The following is a 24,717-nucleotide window of genomic DNA, read 5'->3' on the forward strand; positions in this document are numbered from 1 at the left end:
GTCGCGGGTTCATATCGCACTCCTGCTCAGTGAAAACAAAAGCAGGTTAGAGCTCGCCAGCCAGCCCGGAAAGTACGGTGCCGTTTGAGCGGTTACACTTCTATGAAGACAGCGGACTGATCTGAGTAGGTCAAGATCAGGGCAACCACGCGGCAAGCCAGTCATCGAGGCGATTCTCCAATAGCCAATGGGCGCGCACCTGTTTCCGTAATCGGTCGCCCGTCTCCGCCAGCGCCTGCCGATCGGCGATCGCTTCGCGGATAGCCTTCATCCAATCGCGATAGCGGTTACTCACCCGCACTACTGGAAAATCCCCCTGGTAGGGATATACATCGGAACAGACCACAGGATAACCGAGAATTCCATATTCCAGGAGCCGCAGATGGCTCTTTGCCTCGTTGAAGGGATTGTCTTCCAGCGGCGCGATGGCGAGATCCAGATCCAGACTGGCGAGTTTGGCAGGATACTGCGGCAGAGGCACCCCGGTATGAAACTCCCGGACATAAGGCTTGAGGGCGTCCGGACAAAGCCCAAAAAAGATCCAGTCCACTTCTTCGGCGAGGTCACGCACCACGTCCGCCACCATTTCGAGGTCACCAGTGTGCCCCACCCCACCAGCCCAGCCCACGCGCGGTTTATCATTGCCGCGGCGCTGTGCCTGTAGCGAACCCCAAACGGCATCCTCGATACAATTGGATTGTACCCGGACCTCATCGCTAAAGCCCTTGTAGGCTTGTGCGAGCGGTTCCGTTGCCACCACCAGCCGGTTACATAGCCCCGCCGCTTTACGGAAACGCTTGGCGATATCCTTGTGAATGTGCGCCTTATGCAGGCTTTTGACCGGCAGATTGGTGATCAGGTCGTCGATCTCGAAGACGCGGAAGGCCCCGCTCAAGGCCTTGTGTCGCTCCAGCGCCTCGATCTGCGGCCACTCCATCTGTCGCTGCAAAACAATACTGTCGGGCTGCATCCGCTCCATTTCGGCAGGCTCGAAGATACGCATGGTTTCCCAACCCTGCGTTCGCCCTGCCCGGTTGAGCGCGCGCATCGGCGCGATGATGCGATACTCGCCGCAGCCTTCGCGATCCGCCGGATGCACCAGAATGCGCGGCCGCGGACGCCAATCGGGATCCCAGGTCAGGGCCGCCTCACTTTCGATGAGAAAGTCGGTACTCGCCAGGCTCAACTGGCGGTTAAAAGCAGGATCAGCAGCGATCTGCGGGAGCCATTTCCGGTAGAAGGCCATTTTCTCGCTGGCAAAGCGCTTTTCCTTTTCGGGGCTGGGCTTTTTCTCCACTTCGCCGCGCTGACTGGCGGAACCCTCGTGCAACAGGATGGCCCATGGGGTGAAGACGATTTTTTTGCCGCTCTCCCGAACCTTCAGGCAAAGGTCGATATCATTGTAAGAGACCTGGAATTTCTCCTCATCCAAAGCTCCAACCTGCTGGTAAAGTTCCTTGGCAATCAGCAGGCAGGCACCAGTCACTGCCGAGAGGTCTTGCGTGAGCATCGCCCGACCGTAGTAGCCTCGGTATTCTGCCGGTTGTCCGATGAAGGAATGTTCCGCCGGACCTTTCATCCCCAAAATTACGCCGGCATGCTGGATCTTGCTATCTGGGAACAATAATTTGGCGCCGACGATGCCGACTTCCGGCCGCAAGGCCTGACTGACCATTTCGTCCAGCCAGTCCTCATGCAGGGCTGCCGTGTCATTGTTGAGCAGCAGCAAATAGTCGCCGCGCGCCTGTTCAACCGCCCGGTTGTTCATCGCTGAGAAATTGAAGGCGCCAGGGTGCCGCAGTACCCGCAGGCGTCCGCCGAGGCTTTCTTCCTGCGCCTCCAGCAACTGCAGATAGTTTCTGGTTTCCTCGTCGTCACTGTCATTGTCCACGAGCAGAATTTCGTAGTGGGGGTAGCGCGTCTTCTCGATGATCGATTCCACGCAGCGTTGCAAAATGCCCAGCTGATTGCGCGTCGGGATGATGATCGAGACGGTGGGAGTTGCTGTCAGGGGATAGCGCACCCGGGTCGAGGGCGGGAATGGTCCCGGCAGGACCTCAGCGGCAATCTGCAGGCGCTGCAGGTGACGCTCCAGAGCTGCCTTGCTCGCCGCCAGAATCTCCTCGATGGACTGGCTGCAGTGTCCGCCTCCCTGCAGGCGGTGATAAAGGACAGCGGGAATATGTCCGATACCAGCATCCCCCGTTCGCTCCCAGGCTCGTAATACGAGATCGTAGTCCTCCGCCCCATCCGCCGCGGGGTGAAAGCCGCCCAGAGCCTCAAAGAGCTCCTTCTTGATGACGAGCAAGCCCCCCACATACGGCAGACTGCGCAGGTAATCGATATTAAAATCCGGCTTGCAGTGCGGGTTCACGTGTTGCCCGTCTGCAGTCAACGAATCTTCGTCGGTATAGATCAGCTGCCATTCGGGGTGCGTGGTAATGGACTGCTGTATGCGGAAAATCGCGTCCGGTGCCAACTCGTCTCCAGCATCCAGCAACGCGATCCATTCGCAGCCACTGGCAAGGAGCCGCTCGTTGAGGCCAGCAAGCCAGTTTTCGCTCGCGGGCGGAAGTTCCAGCAGCTCCGCCCTCGCCCACTGTGCCTTGATACTGGCAGTCGTGGCCGCCGCAGAACGGGAGGGATGCAGCAATACGCTAAGCGTAATCCGGGGAGACTGCGCGCTCGAAGCCTTCTCGGCCTCCGATACCTCCTCGGCCCAGCGACGCTCCATCGGTAGCCAACGCGCTTCGGGGAGCCAGGGCGAGATCTGACGCACCGGCTCCACCATGAGCGCGCCTGCGCTGTCGCGGACTTCAAACCCCGCTCCCTCGGCACTAAGGGTGAACAGTCGCTCGATCGCATGTGCCAAGGTGCCATCGACTTGGCCCGCTTCTTCCTCAAAATCGGTGAACTTGAGGTCAAGTGCAAGCAGCGGATCCAGCGCCTCTGGTCGGCACCAGAACATCGACCCGGCAAAATAGCCGTGCCGCGACAGATCCGGAGCGAGCCCGAAACGCTGCGACAGAGACGCAATTTGCGGCAAATTACCGTCGTTGTGCAGATGGAGCCAGAACCCGCGTGGGCCGACCAGACCTAGCTTGGGCTGCTGCGCGAACGCCTTCAGCGCGCGCGGCGCAGTTTCCAGCAGCTCGGCCAGTAGCTCGCGCCGCCAGCGGTTGCCGTCCTTGTGCTGCAGAAAGGGAATGTGGATGTTTTCCACATCGCGCAGATGCGGCGATTTCTTAGTGTGCAGAAACAGCAACTGGCTGTAGCTGCGCTGGCGGGCCATGCGCAGCAGGGCAAGACGCGGGGCAATGTCGCGCCCCCGGTTGGGATGGCGAATGACTACCGCTTCGGGCATGTCGCGCACGATGTCGGCCAGCACATCTTCGCGGCCTTCGCTCAGAGAAATATAGACATCGCAGGGCGGCGGCAGGGCCTTGAGAAAAGTCTGAAACTCGGGCCACAAGTCGGGGTAATATAGGTGCAGCAGGACGGCAGTGCCAACGCCTTGATGTTTGCCATTTGATAAAATTTCCAAGTCATATTGCAACTCGGAAATCTTTCCCATACTTTTCAACTTATCAGTAGCAAAACTTCTGCCCAAATCCAGCGGGGTTGCAGTATCCGAATATCTTGTGTTTACTATTTCTAGACGAGTTTGTATTCGACGGAGAATAATTTCTGAATTTTCTGACGGATACTTTTGACACAATTTTTCAAAGGAGTTTATCCACGTAAGGAATCCTACCCCATGTGTCAGCGATTTTTTTTCGTCCACTCTTTGCCTGATTTTGACAAGAGCATCATCGGACTTAACCACCGTACGATTCCGCGTCAATCGAAGCAAAAAATCCCAGTCCTCATACACTGGAAGGCTAACATCAAAAAACTCAGAAAAACTTTCAACCTTATAAGAAACAGACGGAAAAGGGATATAGTTTCCGCCAAGTAACCTTTCATAATCAAAAGGCATCCCGGCATATGGATTAGCGCGCCCAACCTCACTTCGAGTACCAGACTCAACCCTCTCATAAACATAACAACTTCCACAGATAAAAACATCAGAACTTCTTAAGTTTTCAACTACATAAAAAAAATAATTCTCCTCAAACTCATCGTCATCATCAAGAAATACAACAATTTCAGAACGCAATATTCGAAGTGCTGTATTTCTAGCTTCAGAGACACCATAACTTCGGTTGTGATCAATTAACCTTATCCGAGAATCAGAGAACTCGCTGAGCACATGCGAAATATCCAACCCACCATCATTTACCACACAAACCGTCCAATTGTTGTATGTCTGAGAAACCACAGATGATATTGCATCACGCAAAAATAATGGCCTATCTTTTGTCGCAATAACGACGCCAACTATCGGGTTCCAATCTTTATTTGACATATCTAAATCCAAAAAATAATCTATTATAAGATAAAAATCATTATTCTGAAATCCAGGCTTCAAAGAACATAGGCAGCCAATCCTCGTCCTAAAAAAGCTCAGCTATATATACTGGAACAAACTCAACCCCTGCACCTGCATAAAGGCCTTTTGTGCAGCCTGCAGGGCGGTAGAGCTTTCCTGGAACTGGGTAATCACCTGGGGGTAGCTGATGTCGGACAAGCTACTTTGGGTGGTCTGGAACTGCGTGGTAAGGCTACTATTCAGGGAACTGACCGATTGTGCCTCCTGCAAATTGGAACCGATCTGCGCCTGCACGCCGAGGATTTGTGTTTGTGCTTGACTGAGATTCTGCAAGACATTGCTGATGCCCTGCGCACGCTTGGCATTGGCGCCCGGGGAACCGCTCCCCGCCTGGAAGGCCTGGATAAGCTCACTAAAGGTCTGGAAGAGACTTTGCGGCTTGGATGCCGCCAGGGTAAAGCTTTGCGTCTGGCCATCGGCAGGCTGTCCTTGGGCCTGCACCGAGGCCATGGGGCTGCCCCCAGGGCCGGGGATGTTGATGCTTTGCCCGGGCGTGTAGACACCGGAGCTGACCACCCCGGAAGCCGTAAGACCCCCGCCGCCACTGGCGGTCCCACTGCTCACGGTGTAGCTCAGGGCACCACTGGCGTTGGCGCTGATGCTCACCTGGTACTCCGCACCCTGCGCCACAAAGGCATTGCTGGCCGCGCTCTGATCGATCACCGCACCGGGCCCCAAGGTTGCCGTGCCCGATCCCGCGCCATAGTTGCCACTATCTGCTGTCACCGAAAAGGTCCCATTACCACCTGGGATATTCATAAAGACCTGATTCCCGGCCTGCGATACCGGAAGATTCAATGAGGGGCCGATCTGCAAACTTTGCTGGCTGCTGTCGCCCTGATACAGCACCGTATTGTTGCCCTGTAGGGCAAAGGGCTGCTGATCGGTGGTGGAACCGCCATAGATGTATTGGCCGTTGCCATTTTGCGTATTGGCGAGCTGCACCAGCTGCTGCAGGTTGCCCTGCATGGTGGTGATGGCGTTCTGCAGATCGCTGGAGTTGACAGTGGCATTATTCATCTGCACGGCGAGCTGTTGGACCTGATTCATGAGCGTGCTGACGCTCTGCAAGGTACTCGAACTCAACTGCAGGTTCTGCTGCGCGTACTGATTGCTCTGCTGATAGCTCTGCAGATTGGCGATACGCGCGCCCAGATTGAGCGATTGCGAGTAGGCTGTTGGGTTATCGGCAGGATTGGTCAGGGCATTGCCCGTGGAGAGCTGCTGACTGAGCTGATTCAGCGTGCTCTGCTGCTGCAGCATGCCACTCAAGCCGGCTTGAAAGATCTGTTGTGTACTCACGCGCATCTTGCCTCTCCCATCACAATGCCTGGATCAGAGACTGAAACAGGGTATTCCCTACCGAAATCGCCTTGGCTGCAGCCTGATAGGCCTGCTGATACAGAATGAGATTGGCCGCTTCCTGATCCAGATTCACCCCGGAATACGACTGCTGCGCCGACTGCGCCTGGCTCAGGACGCTCGCCTGTGCCTGCGCCTGGTTCTGCGCCTGATTGGCCTGCGTGGTGACTTGGGTCAGCAGTTGCGCCGCCTGCGCGTTGGCATTGTTCGTGCCGCCATTGAAGATACCTTGCGTCGACAAAGCGGCCATGGCCTGCGCATTGCCATTACTGCCCGCCCCACCGGCGCTGATGGTAATGGTATCCTCCTTGCCTACCAGGGTACCCGAGAGCAGCATCTGGTAATAGCCGCCCGGCGGATCATTGGGGTAGGCAATGTCGATGGCGGTTCCCGAACTGCCCAGAGCGACCGTGCCGCTGGTAAGGATGGTACCATTGGCTTTAATGGTGAAGGCGGCGGAGCCACTACTGGCCCCACTGCTGAACTGCAGCTCTGCGCTCCCTGACATCGGGAAGCCGAGTCCATTCACCACCACTGCACCCGCGCCGCTGCTACTGACAAACTGGCCGGCGGAGAGCATCATGTTGCCCAGGTTAGTATTGACCAAAGCGCCGCTGGTCATGACGCCAGGGCTGCCTACATACGGGCTGGCGGCCGCAATCTGGCTGGGGTCGCTCATGACCGTCTGCATCCCGGTGGCGCCCAGGCGCGTCGGCTCCACCAAAAACTGATCACCTTGGGCAACCGTACCCGACACCTGCACCTGAAAACCTTTTCCAAAGTCGAGGGTCGTGACACCACCGCTGCTGACCGTTCCCGAGCTCGTGCTTATCACCGCCCCGGTACTCGCGTTGCTCAGTTGCCAGACGCCACTGGCACCCTTGCTCAGCACGTAGTCGCTACCCGTCAGCTGGCCGATATTGGTGATGGTCCCCTGGAGCACAGCGCCTGATGAGCCACTGCTGTTGCTGCTATTGGCAAAGATCTGCACACCACCCGTCTGAAAAATGGCGGTACCGGAGCTTCCTAGCAGATTTAGCCCCTGCGCCTGCTGCCCATTCACCTGCGCAGCGATACCATCCGCCAGCAAACCGAGGCCATTTTCCGCCGGCTGCAAGGATTGGGAACGCAGCTGTAGCAAACCACCGAGGATTCCGCCGCTCAGGTTTTTCGTGATGTCCACACTCCCCTGCGCACCCTCGTAGGCGACATCCAGATTTTGCTGATTATACGGACTCGGCTGGGTCTTCAGGGAAAAGGCCGTGGATCCGGCAACCAGCGTCTGCCCATTGGAAAGAAAGACATTGATCTGGCTGTTGTTCTGACGAACGACCTGGACCCCCACCTGAGTATTCAGCTCGGTCAGCAGCTGGTCGCGCTGATCCAGTAGGTCATTGGGAGTGCCATTACCCAAACCTGCTGAGTTGGCAATCTGCTGGTTCAACTGGGCGATCTGGGTGCTCAGCTGATTGATGCTGGACACACTCTGCTGCATCTGCTGATTGATGCCTTGACCAATCTGATTGAGCTGCTGCCCGAGGGACTGAAAGGTATTGCTCAGGGTCTGCGCATCACCCAACATCGCCTGGCGCGAAGGGATATCGCTGGGGTTGGCGGCCACCTGCGCCACCCCGGAGAAAAACTGCTGAATTTGCGTACTCACGCTACCACTACTGAGCACACCCAAGATCTGCTGCAAGCCTTGAGACAGGGTCGCCGCACCGCTGGAACTCGCACTTGCGGACCAAACCTGACCCTGCAGGAAGCTGCTGTACACCCGCTGCACATCGGCAATCTGCGTGCCATTCCCGTAGAACTGACCGCCTAGGTAGCTAGGGGTGGTGGTCGATTGGATGACGTTTTCCTGGCTATAGCCCGGAGTGTTGACGTTGGCGATGTTGTTACCCGTCACCTGCAGGGCTTGCTGTGCCGCCTGCAAACCACTCAGCGAGGTATTGATCAGACCGGAAACACCCGACATCTCACGCACTCCCCAAGGAATGACCGCGCCCGATGCGGTCGGCAAAACTCTCACTGGAAGACTGGGTCTGTGGTTCCAGCCGCGCGCGGATCTCCGCCATCCCCACCCGCAAGGCATGCTCAAAAGCGGCGACGACATCCTGCAATTCCAGTACTGCGGCCTGCAGGGCGGGACTGGCTTCCCGAGCTCCGGCTGCTGCCCGCAGATCCAGCAAATGCGCGAACAATTCCTGCTGCTCTGCCAGGCTAGTGGGATCACTTGGCGTTCCGGCCTGCAGCGCGGCCCGTGCCTGCCCCAGCACCGTCGTCAGACGTTGCAGGGTCTGCAGTTCTTCGCGTTCGCTGGCTTCCATGCCCATCTCCGTCGCTTCATAACGCTATTAACGTCACGCTGCTGGCAAAACTCAAGGGGTGAGCCCCGTGCCGGCCAACGCCGCCTGCATCACCGGTCCTTGCGCAAGCGCGGTGATCTTGGCCGCGTAGTTGGGATCGGTAGCGTAACCGCCGTTCTGCAAAGCCTGGGCAAAGCCGGCGATATTGCCGCCCTGCCCCAGGGCCGCGCGATAGCGGGGACTGTTCAACAGCAGTTGCGTGTAGTTTGCCACACTGGCGGCAACATTCTGGTACGCTCGAAAGCTCGCGTCCTCTACCGTGTTCACGCCATCGACAAATTCATGGGTGAGATTCTGCAGGGCACTCCCACCCCAGCCACTCTCCGCCTTGATACCGAAGAGGTTGTTTCCGGGCGCATGCGCCCCCCAGCCGGTCTCTAGTGCCGCCTGGGCGAGGATGGCAACCGGCGAAACATCCAATTGCACCGCAGCCTGCCGCACCGCAGGCAGAATGCTCTGCACAAAGGCCTTGGCTCGCTGCAGCAGGCTCTGACCAGGCTGACTCCAGTTGGGCGTGCCGGCGCTCTGGGTATTGGCCGTCGGTGCCGCGGGAATCGTATCTGGGGTATTCGCCGCCTCCGCCTTGGCCGCGGTTTTCGCATCCCAGTGCAGGTGGTAGCGGGTGGCGATCTCCTGTGCCAGGGTACTCGCCAGGCCAATGCCATGCCCCTGCGCCACCGTTTGCGCGATCTGCTGGGTGAATAGCGACTGAAACATCGGCCCACTGCTCTTGCCGAGCAGATCCGAACCAAAAGTAGTCTTACTCATCGAAGAGAGCATCTCATCAAGCAGCATCGCCTCAAACTGCTTGGCCGTAGCCAGGATAGCGGCAGGATTTTTGTCTTTGGCTTCCTGATGCAGCTGCTGAAGTTGGGCAAAATTCAGGGCATTGCTGCCGACCGCTGCGGCCGCGTGGCCATTCAGATTGACCGCCCGCGCCTGGGCGTACAAAGCGATGCCGTTGCTCGCACTCATCAGATCACCTCGAGCTGGGCATGCAGTGCGCCCGCCGCCTTCATGGCTTGCAAGATGGCAATTAGGTCTGTGGGGGTGGCGCCGACGGCATTCAGCGCCCGCACCACCGACTCTAGGTTCACTCCTGGCTCAAACATCAGCAATTTGGCCTGCGGTTGCTTGATTTTGACATTGGCCTGCGGCACAACCGCGGTCTGCCCCGCTCCCAAGGGATTCGGCTGACTCACCAGGTACTTCTGCGAAATGGTCACCGAGAGATTGCCATGCGCCACCGCGCAACTGCCCAGCGTGACATTTTGCCCCAGTACCACCGTACCGCTGCGCGCATCGATCACCACCTTAGCCACTGGAGTTTCTGGATCCACTTGCAAATTCTCTATCAATGCCAGAAAGTTGACACGCTGCCCCGGATCACTCGGCGCCCGGACCTCGACCACCCCGGCATTGAGGGCCTGGGCGGTGCCAGCGCCAAGACTGCGGTTGATGGCATCGACAATGCGCGCCGCCGTGGTGAAACTGGGGGTGTGCAAGTCGAGCTGGAGCGGTCCACCATTGTCGAAGCCGCTGGGCACCGCCCGCTCGACATTGGCACCGTTGGGGATGGTTCCCGCAGTAGTGACGTTCACCTGCGCCGAGGCACCGTTGCTGCTCGCACCAAAACCGCTGACGATAATACTCCCCTGGGCGACGGCATAGGTTTGCCCATCCGCACCCTTCAGTGGCGTCATCAGCAGGGTGCCACCCGCAAGGCTCGAGGCATTGCCCACCGCCGAGACGGTGACATTGATGGTCTGACCCGGCTGGGCAAAGGGCGGTAGATGCGCGGTCACCATCACTGCCGCTACATCCTTGGGCTGCAGATTGGTGGCCACCGAGGGCGGCAAATTGATGCCGAGGCGCTGGAACATGTTCAGCAAGGACTGCGTGGTATAGGGTATCTGCGTCGCCTGATCGCCGGTCCCGTTCAACCCTACCACCAGACCATAGCCTACCAGCTGGTTGCTGCGCACCCCCGACACCACAGCGAGGTTGCGGATGCTTTCTGCATTACTCGGCAATGCGGCAGCCAGCAACAAGGTGGCACTGAGAAGAGGCAGCAAGCAGCGAATGACCAGACGCGATTTCATCGACAATCTCTCCATACTCAGAATGGCCAGAGAGAAAGAAAGAATCGTGCCAACCAAGGCATTCGCGCCGCCGCGTAGATACTGCCGTCACCACTGTATTCCACCCGCGCGTCGGCAATCTGTGTGGAAAGAACGGTATTTTGCGGCGTTACATCGGCGGGGCGCACCACTCCGGCAACCCGGATGAACTCGTGCCCACCATTGAGCAATACCTCTTTGGAGCCCTCGATCACCAGATTACCATTGCCCATCACCCGCACCACGGTGGTTTCCAGGGTGGCGGTAAAGGTATTACTCTGGGACGTAGCACCGGTACCGCCAAATTTTTGGCTACTGTTCGCACCCATAGAGGGGCTGATCTGCGAGCCGCCGATATTGCCAAAGGCAGGTGTCAGGCCAAAGAAGTTGGTCAGCGCCGCACTCAGGGAGTCGGAGCGGTTGATGGCAGTATTCGTGTTGTTCGAGGCGCTGGAGTTCTCCTGAATCAGCACCGTGATCAGATCACCCACGCGGTTGGCGCGATTATCGGCAAAGAGGGAGACGTTGGTCTCCGGCTGCCAGATAGCGCCATTGGCGGGGTGCGCGTTCAGCGAGGCGGGCTCGGCGGGGATGGGCAGCGGTTTGATCGGCTCCATGCTCGGGTGCTGCATTTCCGCACAGGCAGTCAAGCCCAGCACCAAGAACAGCACAAAGAGCAGACGCCAGAGTCTTTGCAAGCGAAATCCAATCATTCCCCGCATGGCTAACCTCTCGTCAGATATTCTGGATGGCGTAGCCCAACATCGAATCCGAGGTCGAGACCGCCTTGCTGTTGATTTCATAGGCGCGCTGAGTGGCGATCATATCCACCAGTTCTGAAACCACGTTGACGTTAGAGGATTCGAGGTAGCCCTGCTGCACCGTGCCCAAGCCATTCAGACTGGGTTGGCCAGTCTGCGGCGCACCCGAAGAACCCGTCTGCAGGTAGAGATTGCCGCCAATGCTCTGTAGGCCGGTGGGATTGATGAAGTTGGCAAGCTGAATGGTACCCACCTGCTGCGGCGCCGCCTGCCCTGGCAGTACGACCGAAACCGTACCATCCTCGCCGATGGTGATGCTCTGCGCATTCGGCGGGATGGTGACAGGTGGCTGCAAGAGATACCCATTGGAGGTGACCAGCTGCCCCTGATTGTTCAACTGAAAGGTTCCGTCGCGGGTGTAGGCAATGGTGCCGTTCGGCTCCAGTATCTGAAAGAAGCCCTGGCCGTTGATGCCGACATCGAGAGCGTTACCAGTCTGCGTCAGGTTGCCCTGGGTCATCAGTCGCTCGGTAGCCACGACCCGCACCCCAGTACCCAGTTGCAATCCCGACGGATACTGGGTGGTCTGCGACGACTGCGCGCCGGGCTGTCGCAGATTCTGGTAGAGCAAATCCTGAAACACTGCCCGCGATTGCTTGAATCCGGTAGTATTTACATTCGCCAGATTATTGGCGATGACGTCCATCTTGGTCTGTTCCCCTTCCAGACCAGTGGCCGCCACATAGAGAGAGCGCATCATAAAATTTTCTCCTTATCGTCAGGAAAGCACGAGGATCTGGTTGGCCGTATTGCGATCCTGATCGATAGTCTGGATCAACTTGGTCTGCATTTCGAACTGCCGACTGTCCTGCAGCATCTGGATCATGCTGTGGATGGGATTGACATTACTACCTTCCAACGCACCCCCTTCCAGATCGACGCTCGGATCTTCGGTTGCCGCTTTTCCGTCACTCGTGCGGAACAGTCCATCGGCGCCCTTGCGCAGATCTTTTTCTGGTGGATTCACCAGCTTGATCTGGTTGATGACGAGCAGGCCGTTCGGCTGATTGCCTTGGGGTACGCCAGAAATCGTGCCATTGCTGCCAATGGTCAGGCCCGTCATGGGGGGCAAGGAGATGGGGGTACCATTGACGCCGAGCACCGGATGACCGGTAGTGGTTTCCAGGATACCCTGTCCGTTCACCTGTAGATTTCCGTCGCGGGTGTAAGCCTCTTTGCCGTCCGCACCCTGCACGGCAATCCAACCCTGCCCGTTGATCGCGACATCCAATGGCCGTCCGGTATGCACGATCGGCCCGCTCTGGAAGTCCCAGCTGTCATCGGTGGTTGCGGTATAGACCCGAGTCGGCAGGCCCGCCCCGGAACCGTACACCGGCAGAGCTCGGGACTCGGCGATTTCCGCGCGAAAACCGCTGGTATTGGCATTGGCGAGATTGTTCGCCACTACGTCCTGCCGCTGCAGCAAGGTCTTGGCGCCCGTCATAGCGATATAGAGCGTATCCACGACGATCTAACCCCTTTACAGACTGAGTAGGGTCTGCACCACGGTATTCTGCGTCTTGATGGTCTGCGCATTGGCCTGATAGGCCTGCTGCGCGACAATCAAATTGACCAGATCCTTGGAGAGATCGACATTGGATTGCTCTACTGCCCCGGACTGGAGAACGCCTAGATTGGTGCTACCCGGCGCGCCACTCAGCGGCTGTCCCGAGGCGTAGGTCTCCGCCCAGTAGTTGTTACCCAGATTCTGCAGACCATTATTGTTGGCAAAGCGGGTCAGACTGATCTGCCCCATGACTTGCGACTGGCCGTTGCTATAGCGCGCGTAAATATTGCCACTCGGATCGATGGACAGGCCGGAGAGCTGGCCTACACCGTAGCCATTGGTAGTGGCGGCAATCACTGCGTTCGGGGCGTTGTAATTGGTGCTACCGCTAAAATTCAACGCCAGGGTGGAAGGATTGGCACCATCGGCCCACTGTAGGTTGATGGTACCACTGCTGGGTGGCTGCACCTGCCCGGTCGAGTTGAACTGCAAAGTACCGAGCGAACCGCTACTGGTCGTACCGCTGGCAGTGCCCGTCGCCGAATAGTACACATTCCAAGTTTGACCACTGGTTGGACTGCTGGATGCCAATTGATAATAGGTAGTCACTAGTTGCGGAGTACCCAGGCTGTCGTAGACCGTGCTGGTCGTGGAGTAGTTGTAACTGTTCGGATCGTTTGTACTGAAAGGAGTGCCGCTGGAAATGGGGGTGTTGGTGGAATCCAAATTCAAAGAATAGCTCAAACCCGAAGATGCCTGTGGCGCCAGTGCTGCCTGGCTGATGGTGAGTGGGCCGCTGAGGCCGGTCAACTTGCCATTTTGCGCCTGAACACCGATCAGTTCGCCGCCATTGCCATCGACGATCACCCCACCGGAATTCAGCTGCAATTGTCCATTACGGCTATACACCGTCGCACCATTGTAATTGAACTGGAAAAACCCATTCCCATTGATCGCCACATCCAGCGGATTGCTGGTAGTCTGAATATTCCCCTGGGTAAATTGCTGCGCCACCGTCATCACCTGCGTACCAATCCCCACCTGCCCATAAGTAGGTGCGCTATTGGTCATGGCCGAGGCGTAGGCATCGGCAAACTCCGCGTTAGAGGACTTGAAACCCACAGTATTGGCATTGGAAATATTATTGCCCAGCACCTGCAAATCCGTGTTTGCCGCATTCAATCCACTCAAAGCTGTTTGGAAAGCACCCATGACCATCTCCTCAAATGATGTTTTGCACGGAACTGAAAGGAACCGAACCTTGTTGCCCGCTCAATTGTAAAGTAGGACCGGAGCTACCTAGGGTAACGCCATTCACCACGCCCAAACTGTAGGGCGTAGCCGTCACTGCTTGCGAACCATTAGCCGCCTGGACAACGAATTGATAATTTCCTGCTGGCAGCTCAACACCGTAGTTATCGGTGCCATTCCAGGTGAAGCTCTGCATACCAGAGCTTTGTGCCCCCTGTGGCAATACTGCCAGGGTCTGCCCCGCGGAGTTCTGCACCAGAACATCGACATTGCTGGCATCCGCACTGAGCTCATAGCCACCGGTTGCGCTACCGCCACTCAATTGTAGGCTGTTGCCCGAGGTGCTGACGGTTTTCCCAATCAGTGACGCAGCCTGCAATCCCTGATTTTGATTGATCTGCGCCATAAGGCTGCTCAGGGAGCCTTGAATAGCATTGACACCATTGGCCACACTGAACTGTGCCAGCTCGGCGGAAAGATCCTGATTACTCAGGGGATTCAATGGATCCTGATTGGTCAGCTGGGTTACCAGCAGATTGTAGAACGTGCTTTCACTGGCCAGACCACTGGCACCGGAACTGGCCGAGCCAGAACTGCTGGCACTATTGCTTTGCAGAGAAGCATAAAAAGGATTTACGGCAGAGGTAAGCGAATTGACACTACTCATTTTCAGGCTCCTAGGGTCAAGGTCTTTTGCAGGAGGGTCTTGGTGGTTTCCATCACGTTCACGTTGGCTTGATAGGCGCGGGACGCAGAAATCATGTTCACCAACTCATCCACCGGGTTCACATTGGGCATTTTTACGTAGCCCTGAGCATCGGCCAGAGGATTCCCTGGCTGGTATACCAATTTGAACGGCCCGGGTTTTTCGATGACTCCGGCAACCGCTACCCCATCGACGCCAGCCGGATTACTGCTCTGCGGTTGTGCAGCAAAGACTACTTCTCGCGCCCGATAGGGCTGACCGTTGGAACTGGTGGCCGAATTTGCATTGGCAAGATTACTAGCCACCACATTCAGACGATAACTTTGCGCCGTAAGCCCGGAACTCGCGACATTGAAAACCGAAAACAAGGACATGGCTTTTCCCTCTAGGCCAGGATCACTGCGTGGTGCCAGTGATCGCAGACAACAAATTTTTGATCTTTCCCGTCAAGAAAGTGACATCGGCCTGATACCGCACGCCGTTTTGCGCAAACTCCGACTGTTCACGGTTCATATCCACCGAATTGCCATCCAGCCCCACAGCACTCCCTCGCTGATACTGCACATAGCTCGCCAAGGCGAGGGAGCCTGGCGCGTCGCCAAATTGCCGCGCCTGATCGGTTTTCATGGGGAAGCCCATGCCCTGCCCTGCCTGCACCGCCCGCAGCGTCTTGGCAAAAGGGATATCCACCGCCTTGTAATTTGGCGTATTGGCATTGGCGATGTTGGCAGCAAGCAATTGTTGTCGATATCCAGACACGCGCAGGGCGTCTGCCAAAGGATTCAGGGTTTGATCCAAGAGACTGGGCATAGCATCAGGCCTCTACCGAAGATGACGTTGCACCCAAGCAAACGCCGTGCCTACCTAAGGGACTGCCTGCGCCACAGGTTCCTCCCAAATTTTATAGAGATCATCGGCGACAATGTTCCGCCGGCCACGGAATGCGGCAAGATTTTGCCGCCGATCAGAGATGTTTCTATGCAGAGTTCAAGGTCCACCCTGACAAACTTTCTGGCCTGGCTTTTGCTAATGATCCGCAACGCATCTGTAGCGACGAATGGGGGATTCTGGTGTTCCGATCTTTGCGCAACTTGGCCATTGCCGCTGCCCTGGTCTCTTACCTAGCACCCATCAATCAAGCCGATGCAGGTGAGAGCATGGCAGCCATTCATAGCGCCGTCATCCAGTTTGTGCGACAACACCTAGCAGGCAGCATGCGCAACAGCGAGATCGCCGTAGATGTACCTGCGGCAAGCGTCAACTTTCCGACCTGTACGCGGCTGCAGCTCGGGTACTTCGGCTACGCCAACCCCTTTGGCAATCAGACCGTAGCGGTGCATTGTCAAAATCCGCAGGCCTGGACCTTGTATGTGCCCATACAGATCCGCCAAGGAAGCAAGATCCTGATTGCGGCGCACAGTCTGAGTGCCGACAGTATCCTGCGCGCCGGCGACATTGCCGAGAGCGTGGCCAATCCTGGAGAACTTTCCGGTGCGCCGCTGCATGATCCGGCCCAAGCCATCGGCCAGCGCCTGCAGTATGGTGTCATGGCCGGGCAACCGATCCTACGGTCTATGTTGCAGCAGCCGGACCTGGTACATGCCGGGCAATTGGTAACTCTAGTTGCCCAAGGGGACGGGGTACGCATAGCGACCACCGCAGAAGCCATCGAGAATGGCAAAGAGGGACAGAGCATTCTGGTACGCAATGTACAATCTGGACGGGTACTGCATGCCATCGTGACTGGTAATGGGAATGTACGGGTATCCTTTTGACGTTGCGAGAAAAGGTTTCTTGCACGATTCAAGAGATTCTGCAATTGTGCCGTTATCCGTGAGATGAGCCGAGAGGAAAGCAGCCATGGATCCAATTCAGCCGAAAAGCGCAATTACACCGGTAACGGCCGACGCGCCGCGCGGCCAAACATCCGCAAAAACCGGTAGCAGTACACCGAGCAGCGTGCCGCAAGAGCAAGTGACGCTCTCGGCAACTGCGCAAGCCCTGCTGCAAGCCAGCGGTAACCAGAGCGAGTCGAGTCGCATCGAGGCCCTGCGCACAGCCGTGCAGAACGGCAGGTATGTCGTCTCACCAGCCAAAATCGGGCAAGGCCTACTGCAGGATCAGCAGCAACTGCTGGCGCGACCAACGCCCGGTGCACGGGCCTGATCCGTGTCTTCCAACGCCGAGATCATTGCTCTTCAGGTTGCCCGTCTCGAGGCATTGCGGCAGGTGCTGGAAAGCGAATCCGAGGCCTTGCTTCAAGGGGACTGGGTACGTGTGCAGGGGGCTGCCGCGCAAAAATTACAGTTATTCCGGGAAATCAGCTCCCTGGAAAGCCTGCGCCGGGGGCAGAGTGGCAGCCCCGACGAGTTACGCCAGCGCCAACGGCTACTCCAGGAAATTGACCAGATCAATCGCCGCAACGGCGCCAGCATTCAGGCCCTCGGCCGCTTCCAACAGGAGGCCTGGCAAGTACTATTTGGCACGGAAAACAAGCTCTACGACGATGCCGGCCAGATCGGCAAGGGCAACAACGGACACCGTTTGGGGAGTGCCTGATGCTGGTCCTGACGCGCAGAAAAGGCCAGGCCATCCGCATTGGTGAGGATATTCGCATCGTCGTCACACGCATCGATGACGGTCAGGTTCGCCTGGGTCTGGAAACTCCAGCGGGGATCTCGATCCTGCGCGAGGAGTTGTTTGAAGCGGTACGCAGTGACAACCAGGATGCCGCACAGAGCCAGCCCGGACAGCTGGAAGTCTGGCTCGCGGAATACGGCTCGGGTCAGACACAGGAGAATTCATGAGCGAGTCCCTCTATCCCACGCGCTTCGGTCAATTGCCGATCCGTGATGAACAGATCTGGCAATGCTCTCTGCCACTCTCCGGATTTGCCGACCTGCAGCGCTTTGCGCTGCTACACGTTGATAAGCAGGGACCCTTTTTATGGCTACAATCCCTCGACGACCCGCTAATCGCCTTTCTTCTCTGTGCACCCGAGCATTTTGGCCTGCACTATGACCCACCGGAGCCCTCCTGTGCCGATGGAGTGAACATGCTGCTGGTGATCCTCCCGCAAAAGGCTGAGGATCAGTTGCGGGTGCATCAGCTCGCTCCTCTTTATTTTTGTCCTGAACAACGATCACTGCGGCAGTGGATCGTCGAACAGGCACAGCCAGCCAGCGGTAGGGGCTCCGATTTACCCCCGGATTGCCTGCTGGCGCATGCTGTCCGTCTTGGTACCCTTAGCGACGCAGCGTCACAGCCGGGCTCGATGTAGGGCCTCGCGATCATAGCGCAGGGCATACTGCAGGAGTTGTTCCTGCAGTGCCTGCGGTGGCGACGCAAACGCCAGGCCTAGTTCCTGCACCACTGCACCCGCCACTCGCCGAGGACCGCCGAGATGTCGCAATGTCGCCGCAAGCGCATAGCGTTCTCCAGCAAAAGAGAAGCTGACCGCAGAAAAGCGCTCTTCAACGCTCAACGCATAATCTCGTGGCGGAGCTACGCGCACACGCAAGCCGCCAGCCCCCAGATCCAGCAGCTCCATAGGTAAGGCGCGTGCCCCTAAGCGCTGAATCTGACCGCGACAGTCGGCAGGCGCCGGGGCGCGTAAAAAGCCACGTCGTTGCCACTGATAGACCTGTTCCGGCATGGTCAAATGCACAGCGGGATAGCGCCGCCACTGACTCATCCCCAGGTAGCGCACTATGAAACCGGTGGGAATGCCGGCTAGGGCGCCAACGAGCAACAGCAGTTCCCCAACTCCCTCCAGCCGATCGGGAAGACCAGGCCAGGGATCAAATAGCAATCCGCGCCCCTCGGGCAGGATGTCGAGAAGCTCGCTTTCTGCCGCCCGCCCTGAAGTTCCTGCAAGAATGGTCCAACTTGGCTGCTGCAGGAGCGCAGTACTCAGTCGCCTGGCGGCGGTTTCCCCTTGCCGATATTTTTCCTGAAACAGCGTCTCGATGAGATGATGCTCTACTGGCATGACCGACCTCCGAAGAAAATTCTCATTTGCCAAGCAGCATCCATGCCGGCATGATCTTTGTGGTCGGACGAACGGGTTCAAGCATCGAAAAACGGAGGGCGAAATGGCGAGACGTTCTCGCAACAAAGAAGAGGAATGGGAAAATCACGAGCGCTGGTTGGTCTCTTATGCCGACTTCATCACGCTGCTTTTTGCCTTCTTCGTGGTCATGTACGCGATTTCCTCGGTCAACGAGGGAAAATACAAGGTCTTGTCGGAAACCTTGGTTTCCGCCTTTTCCGGACACCCATGGTCACCGACACCGATCCTTCAGAAGCAACCCAGCCAGGACGCAACAACGACTACAGCCGTGCAATTACCCCCACTCCCCCGAATTGCCAACACCATTCCCGTGCCAAAGCAGGCAGCGAGCCCAGTCAAAAGTCCCCGCGTTCCCCCACACGATTCTGACGCCGGCCGACTGGATACTCTACAACAGGAAATGGAAGCCCTGCTCCAGCCTCTCATCAAAGACGGTAGCGTAGCGATCCATCGCAGCGACCTAGGGGTGGTCATCGATTTGAACGCGAAGATTCTCTTTTCCTCGGCGCAGGCCAGCCTGACCCCGGCGGCAGAGCAGACCCTGACCCAGATCGCGAGAGTTCTGAAATCGGTTCCCTATCAAATCCAGGTCAATGGCTTTACCAACGACCTCCCCATCAACACTCGGATCTATCCTAGCAACTGGGCCCTCTCTGCAGCACGGGCCGTCGCCGTGGTGGAACTCTTCAGCGCCCATGGCGTCGACCCGCGGCATCTGGTTGCCGCTGGCTACGGCAAGTATCATCCGGTTGCTCCGAACGACACTGCCGAGGGATTGGCCATGAACCGTCGGGTGAGTATCGTTGTCGTGGCGCCACAGCACCCAGCCAAGGCTGGCATGGACCCCATCATGGCAGGGGCCATCGATCAGCGCGGCTAATAGAGGAGAGGGAGATGACGCAGCAATCGTCAAAAAACCAGCAGGCAGTCGCCAGGACGCTGCGGTGGCTTTTCATTTTACTTTTGATTGTCGTCATTATTTTGGCGCTCTTTCTCTACTTGGGTACGGCGCGGCAGCTACGGGCCGTGGGCATCCATTCTGTGTATCTGCAGCTGCCAGCTACAGTGACCCCCAGTAGCAGCAGCACGCCAGCGAATCCTACCGGGGCGACCGCGAGCCCCACATCTGCGGCGCCGACCGCCACAGTGAGCGCCATTACTAAAAGCGCTGCTCCCGCCAAACAGGCCACCCTGGCGCTACCGGGAACCAACTGCGAGGTGGCCGGATGGTATGTACAGCTAGGCGCTTTCGGCAAACTCTCGCAGGCGCAGAGCCTCGCGCAGGAGGTGCACAAGGCTGGTTTTCCGGTCTGTGTTGGCAACCTTGCCAACAACAAACTGTATCGCGTTCTGGCCGGACAGCCCCAAAAAAACCGCTTGGACGCCAACCTGCAGGTGCAAAAACTGAAGTCTGCCAAGGTCTCGCCAGCCGACAGCTATCCGCAGTACTGGAGCAACCTCTCTCCATCCTGAGTCTCTCAAGTTTTCCCGCCACCGTGCCGTATTGAAGTTAGAGAGGGTACGGCGCATGGCGGGAATGTCTTTTGCTTGCGCCTACTGAAGTGCTTGAGTGATTCATTTCCGGAGGCGGAGCCAGCCCATGGGCATAGACGCAGTAGACAAAAACATCAGCATTCTCATTGTCGACGATTTTTCGACCATGCGGAGGATCGTTCGCAATCTTCTGCGCGAAATCGGATTTACCAACTTTGACGAGGCAGAGGACGGCGTGCAGGCGCTACAGAAGCTGCATGGTCGTCCCTTCGATTTCGTCGTTTCGGACTGGAACATGCCCAATATGCAAGGCATCGACCTACTCCGTGCCATCCGCGCAGATGGCCAGTTGCGCCACATTCCGGTCCTCATGGTCACCGCCGAGGCCAAACGCGAGAACATTCTCGAGGCCGCCCAGGCCGGGGTAAACGGCTACATCGTCAAGCCCTTCACCGCCGAAACCCTGCGCGAAAAACTCGACGCCATCTTCAAGCGGCTGCAGGCAGCCCAGGGGGCGAGCCAATGACGGGTCAGCCGGCAGAGCGTTCCCTGAACGAAATCGAGCTGCTACTCCGCGAGGGGCTGCGGCGCATCGCCAACACCGCCGGAGAGGATCTCGCTGGCGCCAAGGATCCCCTGGAAGAGGCCTTGCGCCTGACGGAAGAGCAGACCATGGCCACACTGGTTGCAGTGGAGTTGGCGCAAGGCGCTCTCCAGCGCATACGTAGTGCCCACCATACCTTCATCGACCCCGAACTGGGGCAGATCGATCAGGCATTGCAGCGCATCGTCGCCAGCCAGCAGGGGCAGGACCTTGCCGGACAGCGGCTGAAAAAGGCCATCAACCTGCTGCGCGCCGTCGAAAACCGCATCAGCCAGACTCTTCTTGAGATGGGTATGGAAGGGCAGTCGTCCGCTGCCACCGAGCCGGGCGAGAACAATCCGGACATCGATCAGGATGGCGTCGATGCCCTTCTAGCAGAATTGGGGATTTGATCATGGATATGGATATTCTCCAGGACTACCTCGCCGAAGCCCGCGAGCTTCTGGAAAAGGCACAGGAAGAAATCCTCTGCCTGGAAGACCAGCCGGAAGATGACGAGCTACTCGCTAGCCTCTTCCGTGCCTTTCATACCCTGAAAGGCGGAGCCGGCTTTCTGGAGGCACAGAATCTGGTCGACTGGACACACCACCTGGAAGACCTGCTCGACAAACTACGCAGCCATCAACTCTGCGTCAGCAGTGACATGATCGACGCCATCCTGCGTGGACTGGACGTGATCGATGGCATGCTGCAGGAGCTAGCCCAAGGTGACGACCCAGCCCCCGGCCCCGAAGATCTCGGGACCCGGATCCGCGACTTGGCCGCTGGGGTTGCCACGCCACAAAGCAGCCCTCCTCCAGAAGCGTCTGAGCAAAATCTGGCATCCGCCTCCGTGGAGCCAGCCCCTTCCGGGACCCTCTATGCCGAGCAGCGCCTCGACGAGCAGGGGAAATCCGGCGTGTACGTTGCGCAACACAATGAAAATTGCGACACGCCGGAAGCTACTTCCGAGGATGAAATTTCACAAAGCGAGTTCGAGGCCGTTTTGGATCAACTCTATGGCACGCAGGCACCGGGGATGGACGCGCCCAAGTCCGCTACAGACAATATCTCCGAGAGCGAGTTTGAAGCCGCCCTCGACCAGCTGTATGGGCCCGGAGGAGCGCCCGGCCTGCCCGCAGCAGACACCACCCAGCAAAACAATCCGGCGGCCAGGATGCACGATGTGCCGACAGCAGAAGCGGCGTCGCCTAGTCCATCTACAGCTCCAGCTGCAAGCGCCGGCGAGGCGCCAAAACCCCTTGCGGGGGGCAACCCCAAAGCGGCGCCGCGGACCGTGACGAGTGCCGCTAGCGAAATGGAGAATACCCTGCGCGTCGATGCCGCGCGTCTGGATGCGGTCATGAATCAGGTGGGTGAGCTCGTATTACTGCGTAACCGCCTCGGCTCCGCCATCAGCAGACTGCTCGACGAAAATGAAGATCTTGGGCGCATCGCCCGGGAGTTAGACCTGAGCGTCAATGATCTGCAGGTCAATGCCATGCGCCTGCGCATGCAACCCTGTAAGCGCATCTTTCAGCAATTGCCGCGGGTGGTGCGGGATGCCTCGCGGCAACTCGGTAAAAACGTGCAGCTCGAAATCATCGGGGAAGAGGTCGAGATCGACAAGGCAGTGGTGGATGCCCTCTCCGGCCCCATGACCCACCTCATTCGCAATAGTCTCGATCATGGTATCGAAACACCGGAACAGCGCCGCGCGCTCCACAAGCCGGAAACGGCCACGATTCGCGTCGCCGCCATTCATCTGGGTGACCGGGTGCGCATCGAAGTCAGTGACGATGGCCGCGGGATTGACCGGCAGATGGTCGTACAGAAGGCCATAGAGAAAGGTGTGCTCAGCTCTGAACAAGCAGCGCGCCTATCCGAACAGGAGGCCCTGGAGCTGATCTTTCGTCCAGGCTTCTCCACCAAGGAGCAGGCCACCGAACTCTCCGGGCGCGGAGTGGGCATGGATGTCGTGAAAGAGACCGTGCACAAGCTGCGCGGCCAGCTCGATATCCGCACCAACCTGGGGGCAGGTACCACGATTTCCATGGAATTCCCGCTTACCCTGGCCATTCTGCCGGTTTTGTATCTGCGGTTGCGACGAGAGATCTATGCGCTTCCGGTAAGCGCCATCGCCAGCCTGGTCGAGATCCAGGAAACCCGTATTCACCGCATGCAAGGGCGCAGCTTGTATCGCCTCGACGACGGTGAAGTCACCCCGATGATCGATTTAGGGGCCCTTTTGTATGAACAAAACTTGCAACTCGCCAGTGAATCGGTGGAGGGGATTCTGACCGAGCGGGGTCTGCTCCTGGTTTCCGAGGTCCTTGGCAACGAAGATTCCGTCGTCAAACCCCTTGATTTTCTAGACAAAGAGAACTGGTATCAGGGAGCTACCATTTCCGGACGCGGGAGTGTGGTCTTGATTCTCGATGCCCAGGCTTTGAGTCGCCATGCAATCGAACGGATGGGAGCAGCACGATGACTCCAGAACAGCTCATACGCCAACAACAACGGGTCATGGAGGTCGTCAATGCCTCGTTTCGGGCACGGCAAGACATCGATCGCGCCTTGCGCGACATCGATCGCCGCGCCCTCAATGCCATGGTTCTCGTCAAAAAACATGGCAACGCCCTGGCAGGTTACGGTGTCGTAGCGCAGGCCTTCCGTGAACGTGCCGCGCTGTTGCGTGAGTCTGCCTCCCATCTGCAGGAAAACATCGCGCCGCTGATCGAAGCGCAGATGCGCATCCTGCAGCAACAGCGCCTGCTCCAGAACTTCGAGCAAATGACGCAAAGCCATGGCGAAGCCCTGCACGGCCGGTGTGTAGGCCTGAAGAACACCCGACAGGATTTTCAGAAAATCATTACCCAAGAGCGGGAGGATGCCCGCCGGATCCTTCGTCTTTTGCTGGAGGAGGTGCGCATTCTGCAAGAGGGGGTGGAGGAACAGGAATATGTGGTGACGAACGGCCGCATCGAGGCCGCGCTCGTCGAGGGGAGTGGCGTGCCGCTGATGCGGGTGTCGCGCGACATGGGGGAAGCCGTACGGATCGTTGCGCGCGCCGTACGCGATTATCGTCAGCAACTGGAGCGGTTACAAAATGAAAGCTACTAAAGTCTTCGAGGCCAGGGATCATCGCTGGTGGATTCTCTACGACCAGGAGGAAAGTCGTGTCATTGATTCCAATGTCTATGTCATGGAATCCCAGGGGCAAGCCTTCCTCCTCGACCCCGGTGGTTTTGAAATTTTTCCGCAGGTTTTTGCTGCCCTCGTGGAAGCCGTCCCACCCGCCAGTATCCAAGGCGCCTTTGTCTCGCATCAGGATCCGGACATTGCCTCCAGCCTACCGCTGTGGCACGCCTGTAACCCGAAAATCCAATGGCATATTCCCGCCCTCTGGGAGGGTTTCATCCGCCACTATGGTGCCCTGGAAGCCCCGCTGCAGGACATTCCCGACGCCGGAGGCAACATCCTGATTGGCGGACGCCGGCTGGAGTTCATCCCGGCGCATTACCTACACTCGTCTGCCAACTTTCATGTCTACGATCCGGAGGCGAAAGTACTCTTCAGCGGCGACGTCGGTGCGGCCCTGCTGCCGCCGGGCCACGGTGCCTGGGTGGATCGCCGCGATGCTGACGGCAAGGCCTTTGCCGCCCACATCGAGAAGGCGCGCTATTTCCACCAGCGCTGGATGCCCTCCAACCGCGCCAAGAACGACTGGATCGAGCGGGTGAGCAAACTGGAAATCGACTACCTCTGCCCGCAACACGGCGCCATCTATAGTGGTCCTCAAGTACAACGGTTTCTGGACTGGTTTGCCGCCCTCCCCGTGGGTAGCGGCATTGCATGAAAAGCTCCCGGGCAGAGCAAGGAGAAAAACCATGCACGATCGTCATTCCCTTTACCGTTTTCCGAGGAGCTAAGTCAT

At 57.9% G+C, this 24,717-nt stretch carries 26 protein-coding genes and 1 pseudogene; 12 read left to right on the plus strand and 15 right to left on the minus strand.

The features are described from left to right. Window positions 1-136: 136 nt before the first annotated feature. The 14 genes and pseudogenes from AC2VNM_RS07315 to flgB all read right to left on the minus strand — a co-directional run bounded on the left by AC2VNM_RS07315 (window position 137) and on the right by flgB (window position 15,441). Window positions 137-3,574 (minus strand): rhamnan synthesis F family protein, encoded by a 3,438-nt coding sequence (locus AC2VNM_RS07315; RefSeq protein ID WP_483166114.1) that lies wholly within the window; start codon window positions 3,572-3,574, stop codon window positions 137-139. 450 nt (window positions 3,575-4,024) lie between these two features. Further along, a pseudogene (locus tag AC2VNM_RS07320) lies at window positions 4,025-4,408 on the minus strand (glycosyltransferase family 2 protein); the annotation flags it as partial. Between the two features lie 102 nt (window positions 4,409-4,510). Then, window positions 4,511-5,800 (minus strand): flagellar hook-associated protein FlgL, encoded by a 1,290-nt coding sequence (gene flgL / locus AC2VNM_RS07325; protein ID WP_483166111.1) that lies wholly within the window; start codon window positions 5,798-5,800, stop codon window positions 4,511-4,513. Window positions 5,801-5,813: 13 nt separating this feature from the next. Then, window positions 5,814-7,835, minus strand: coding sequence for a flagellar hook-associated protein FlgK (flgK, locus tag AC2VNM_RS07330; protein WP_483166110.1), 2,022 nt, complete (start codon window positions 7,833-7,835; stop codon window positions 5,814-5,816). A 1-nt stretch (window position 7,836) separates the two neighbouring features. Beyond that, window positions 7,837-8,187 carry a hypothetical protein gene (locus AC2VNM_RS07335; protein WP_483166109.1) on the minus strand — a complete coding sequence of 117 codons (351 nt, stop codon included), beginning with the start codon at window positions 8,185-8,187 and terminating at the stop codon, window positions 7,837-7,839. Between the two features lie 51 nt (window positions 8,188-8,238). Next, on the minus strand, window positions 8,239-9,201 hold the full coding sequence (flgJ, locus tag AC2VNM_RS07340; protein ID WP_483166108.1) for a flagellar assembly peptidoglycan hydrolase FlgJ: 963 nt from the start codon (window positions 9,199-9,201) through the stop codon (window positions 8,239-8,241). Beyond that, on the minus strand, window positions 9,201-10,328 hold the full coding sequence (locus AC2VNM_RS07345) for a flagellar basal body P-ring protein FlgI (protein WP_483166107.1): 1,128 nt from the start codon (window positions 10,326-10,328) through the stop codon (window positions 9,201-9,203). The genes flgJ and AC2VNM_RS07345 overlap by 1 nt, the downstream gene beginning before the upstream one ends. A gap of 17 nt (window positions 10,329-10,345) precedes the next feature. Next, window positions 10,346-11,068: a flagellar basal body L-ring protein FlgH gene (locus AC2VNM_RS07350; protein WP_483166106.1), complete on the minus strand. Its 723-nt coding sequence runs from the start codon at window positions 11,066-11,068 to the stop codon at window positions 10,346-10,348. Between the two features lie 13 nt (window positions 11,069-11,081). Then, a complete protein-coding gene (gene flgG / locus AC2VNM_RS07355) occupies window positions 11,082-11,867 on the minus strand; it encodes a flagellar basal-body rod protein FlgG (RefSeq protein WP_308388919.1) in 786 nt (261 codons plus the stop codon). An 18-nt stretch (window positions 11,868-11,885) separates the two neighbouring features. Next, window positions 11,886-12,632, minus strand: a complete 747-nt coding sequence (flgF, locus tag AC2VNM_RS07360) for a flagellar basal-body rod protein FlgF (protein WP_483166105.1) — start codon at window positions 12,630-12,632, stop codon at window positions 11,886-11,888. Window positions 12,633-12,647: 15 nt separating this feature from the next. Continuing rightward, entirely contained in the window at window positions 12,648-13,886 is a 1,239-nt protein-coding gene (gene flgE / locus AC2VNM_RS07365; RefSeq protein WP_483166104.1) for a flagellar hook protein FlgE, read from the minus strand. A gap of 10 nt (window positions 13,887-13,896) precedes the next feature. Beyond that, window positions 13,897-14,592 carry a flagellar hook assembly protein FlgD gene (locus AC2VNM_RS07370; protein WP_483166103.1) on the minus strand — a complete coding sequence of 232 codons (696 nt, stop codon included), beginning with the start codon at window positions 14,590-14,592 and terminating at the stop codon, window positions 13,897-13,899. 2 nt (window positions 14,593-14,594) lie between these two features. Further along, window positions 14,595-15,005: a flagellar basal body rod protein FlgC gene (gene flgC, locus AC2VNM_RS07375; protein WP_483166102.1), complete on the minus strand. Its 411-nt coding sequence runs from the start codon at window positions 15,003-15,005 to the stop codon at window positions 14,595-14,597. Between the two features lie 22 nt (window positions 15,006-15,027). Then, entirely contained in the window at window positions 15,028-15,441 is a 414-nt protein-coding gene (gene flgB, locus AC2VNM_RS07380) for a flagellar basal body rod protein FlgB (protein ID WP_483166101.1), read from the minus strand. 131 nt (window positions 15,442-15,572) lie between these two features. Between flgB and flgA the strand changes: the two genes are divergently transcribed. The 5 genes from flgA to fliW all read left to right on the plus strand — a co-directional run bounded on the left by flgA (window position 15,573) and on the right by fliW (window position 17,911). Next, on the plus strand, window positions 15,573-16,406 hold the full coding sequence (flgA, locus tag AC2VNM_RS07385; protein WP_483166100.1) for a flagellar basal body P-ring formation chaperone FlgA: 834 nt from the start codon (window positions 15,573-15,575) through the stop codon (window positions 16,404-16,406). Between the two features lie 85 nt (window positions 16,407-16,491). Continuing rightward, the gene (flgM, locus tag AC2VNM_RS07390) at window positions 16,492-16,797 is read left to right on the plus strand and encodes a flagellar biosynthesis anti-sigma factor FlgM (protein WP_483166099.1); all 306 of its coding nucleotides are present in this window, start codon (window positions 16,492-16,494) and stop codon (window positions 16,795-16,797) included. 3 nt (window positions 16,798-16,800) lie between these two features. Beyond that, entirely contained in the window at window positions 16,801-17,190 is a 390-nt protein-coding gene (locus tag AC2VNM_RS07395; RefSeq protein WP_483166098.1) for a flagellar protein FlgN, read from the plus strand. Then, a complete protein-coding gene (locus AC2VNM_RS07400; RefSeq protein WP_483166097.1) occupies window positions 17,190-17,438 on the plus strand; it encodes a carbon storage regulator in 249 nt (82 codons plus the stop codon). Before AC2VNM_RS07395 ends, AC2VNM_RS07400 begins: the two co-directional genes overlap by 1 nt. Then, window positions 17,435-17,911 (plus strand): flagellar assembly protein FliW, encoded by a 477-nt coding sequence (gene fliW, locus AC2VNM_RS07405; RefSeq protein ID WP_483189660.1) that lies wholly within the window; start codon window positions 17,435-17,437, stop codon window positions 17,909-17,911. Before AC2VNM_RS07400 ends, fliW begins: the two co-directional genes overlap by 4 nt. Here the strand turns inward: fliW and AC2VNM_RS07410 are convergent. Then, a complete protein-coding gene (locus tag AC2VNM_RS07410; RefSeq protein ID WP_486913073.1) occupies window positions 17,891-18,622 on the minus strand; it encodes a PilZ domain-containing protein in 732 nt (243 codons plus the stop codon). The genes fliW and AC2VNM_RS07410 overlap by 21 nt on opposite strands. A gap of 103 nt (window positions 18,623-18,725) precedes the next feature. Here AC2VNM_RS07410 and motD point away from each other — a divergent pair, with 103 nt between their 5' ends. The 7 genes from motD to AC2VNM_RS07445 all read left to right on the plus strand — a co-directional run bounded on the left by motD (window position 18,726) and on the right by AC2VNM_RS07445 (window position 24,639). Then, a complete protein-coding gene (gene motD / locus AC2VNM_RS07415; RefSeq protein WP_483166094.1) occupies window positions 18,726-19,583 on the plus strand; it encodes a flagellar motor protein MotD in 858 nt (285 codons plus the stop codon). Between the two features lie 14 nt (window positions 19,584-19,597). Continuing rightward, window positions 19,598-20,176 carry an SPOR domain-containing protein gene (locus AC2VNM_RS07420; RefSeq protein ID WP_483166093.1) on the plus strand — a complete coding sequence of 193 codons (579 nt, stop codon included), beginning with the start codon at window positions 19,598-19,600 and terminating at the stop codon, window positions 20,174-20,176. A 127-nt stretch (window positions 20,177-20,303) separates the two neighbouring features. Then, on the plus strand, window positions 20,304-20,723 hold the full coding sequence (gene cheY / locus AC2VNM_RS07425) for a chemotaxis response regulator CheY (protein WP_483166092.1): 420 nt from the start codon (window positions 20,304-20,306) through the stop codon (window positions 20,721-20,723). Next, on the plus strand, window positions 20,720-21,193 hold the full coding sequence (locus AC2VNM_RS07430; protein WP_483166091.1) for a hypothetical protein: 474 nt from the start codon (window positions 20,720-20,722) through the stop codon (window positions 21,191-21,193). Before cheY ends, AC2VNM_RS07430 begins: the two co-directional genes overlap by 4 nt. Window positions 21,194-21,195: 2 nt before the next feature. Beyond that, window positions 21,196-23,271, plus strand: coding sequence for a chemotaxis protein CheA (locus AC2VNM_RS07435; protein ID WP_483166090.1), 2,076 nt, complete (start codon window positions 21,196-21,198; stop codon window positions 23,269-23,271). Then, the gene (locus tag AC2VNM_RS07440) at window positions 23,268-23,903 is read left to right on the plus strand and encodes a hypothetical protein (protein WP_483166089.1); all 636 of its coding nucleotides are present in this window, start codon (window positions 23,268-23,270) and stop codon (window positions 23,901-23,903) included. The genes AC2VNM_RS07435 and AC2VNM_RS07440 overlap by 4 nt, the downstream gene beginning before the upstream one ends. Then, the gene (locus AC2VNM_RS07445; protein WP_483166088.1) at window positions 23,890-24,639 is read left to right on the plus strand and encodes an oxygen-binding di-iron domain-containing protein; all 750 of its coding nucleotides are present in this window, start codon (window positions 23,890-23,892) and stop codon (window positions 24,637-24,639) included. The genes AC2VNM_RS07440 and AC2VNM_RS07445 overlap by 14 nt, the downstream gene beginning before the upstream one ends. The last annotated feature ends 78 nt before the right edge of the window (window positions 24,640-24,717 follow it).

This window comes from Acidithiobacillus sp. TH-A67, from assembly GCF_057473545.1.

Coding starts and splice junctions, on each gene's coding strand:
- fliW (WP_483189660.1), top strand. CDS start 17,435: ATGAGCGAGTCCCTCTATCCCACGCGCTTCGGTCAATTGCCGATCCGT.
- flgL (WP_483166111.1), bottom strand. CDS start 5,800: ATGCGCGTGAGTACACAACAGATCTTTCAAGCCGGCTTGAGTGGCATG.
- flgK (WP_483166110.1), bottom strand. CDS start 7,835: ATGTCGGGTGTTTCCGGTCTGATCAATACCTCGCTGAGTGGTTTGCAG.
- flgM (WP_483166099.1), top strand. CDS start 16,492: ATGGATCCAATTCAGCCGAAAAGCGCAATTACACCGGTAACGGCCGAC.
- motD (WP_483166094.1), top strand. CDS start 18,726: ATGGCGAGACGTTCTCGCAACAAAGAAGAGGAATGGGAAAATCACGAG.
- AC2VNM_RS07440 (WP_483166089.1), top strand. CDS start 23,268: ATGACTCCAGAACAGCTCATACGCCAACAACAACGGGTCATGGAGGTC.
- AC2VNM_RS07345 (WP_483166107.1), bottom strand. CDS start 10,328: ATGAAATCGCGTCTGGTCATTCGCTGCTTGCTGCCTCTTCTCAGTGCC.
- flgA (WP_483166100.1), top strand. CDS start 15,573: ATGCGGCAAGATTTTGCCGCCGATCAGAGATGTTTCTATGCAGAGTTC.
- flgB (WP_483166101.1), bottom strand. CDS start 15,441: ATGCCCAGTCTCTTGGATCAAACCCTGAATCCTTTGGCAGACGCCCTG.
- AC2VNM_RS07435 (WP_483166090.1), top strand. CDS start 21,196: ATGGATATGGATATTCTCCAGGACTACCTCGCCGAAGCCCGCGAGCTT.
- flgG (WP_308388919.1), bottom strand. CDS start 11,867: ATGATGCGCTCTCTCTATGTGGCGGCCACTGGTCTGGAAGGGGAACAG.
- flgJ (WP_483166108.1), bottom strand. CDS start 9,201: ATGAGTGCGAGCAACGGCATCGCTTTGTACGCCCAGGCGCGGGCGGTC.
- AC2VNM_RS07430 (WP_483166091.1), top strand. CDS start 20,720: ATGACGGGTCAGCCGGCAGAGCGTTCCCTGAACGAAATCGAGCTGCTA.
- AC2VNM_RS07410 (WP_486913073.1), bottom strand. CDS start 18,622: ATGCCAGTAGAGCATCATCTCATCGAGACGCTGTTTCAGGAAAAATAT.
- AC2VNM_RS07315 (WP_483166114.1), bottom strand. CDS start 3,574: ATGGGAAAGATTTCCGAGTTGCAATATGACTTGGAAATTTTATCAAAT.
- AC2VNM_RS07400 (WP_483166097.1), top strand. CDS start 17,190: ATGCTGGTCCTGACGCGCAGAAAAGGCCAGGCCATCCGCATTGGTGAG.
- AC2VNM_RS07370 (WP_483166103.1), bottom strand. CDS start 14,592: ATGAGTAGTGTCAATTCGCTTACCTCTGCCGTAAATCCTTTTTATGCT.
- AC2VNM_RS07445 (WP_483166088.1), top strand. CDS start 23,890: ATGAAAGCTACTAAAGTCTTCGAGGCCAGGGATCATCGCTGGTGGATT.
- AC2VNM_RS07350 (WP_483166106.1), bottom strand. CDS start 11,068: ATGCGGGGAATGATTGGATTTCGCTTGCAAAGACTCTGGCGTCTGCTC.
- cheY (WP_483166092.1), top strand. CDS start 20,304: ATGGGCATAGACGCAGTAGACAAAAACATCAGCATTCTCATTGTCGAC.
- flgE (WP_483166104.1), bottom strand. CDS start 13,886: ATGGGTGCTTTCCAAACAGCTTTGAGTGGATTGAATGCGGCAAACACG.
- AC2VNM_RS07335 (WP_483166109.1), bottom strand. CDS start 8,187: ATGGAAGCCAGCGAACGCGAAGAACTGCAGACCCTGCAACGTCTGACG.
- flgC (WP_483166102.1), bottom strand. CDS start 15,005: ATGTCCTTGTTTTCGGTTTTCAATGTCGCGAGTTCCGGGCTTACGGCG.
- AC2VNM_RS07420 (WP_483166093.1), top strand. CDS start 19,598: ATGACGCAGCAATCGTCAAAAAACCAGCAGGCAGTCGCCAGGACGCTG.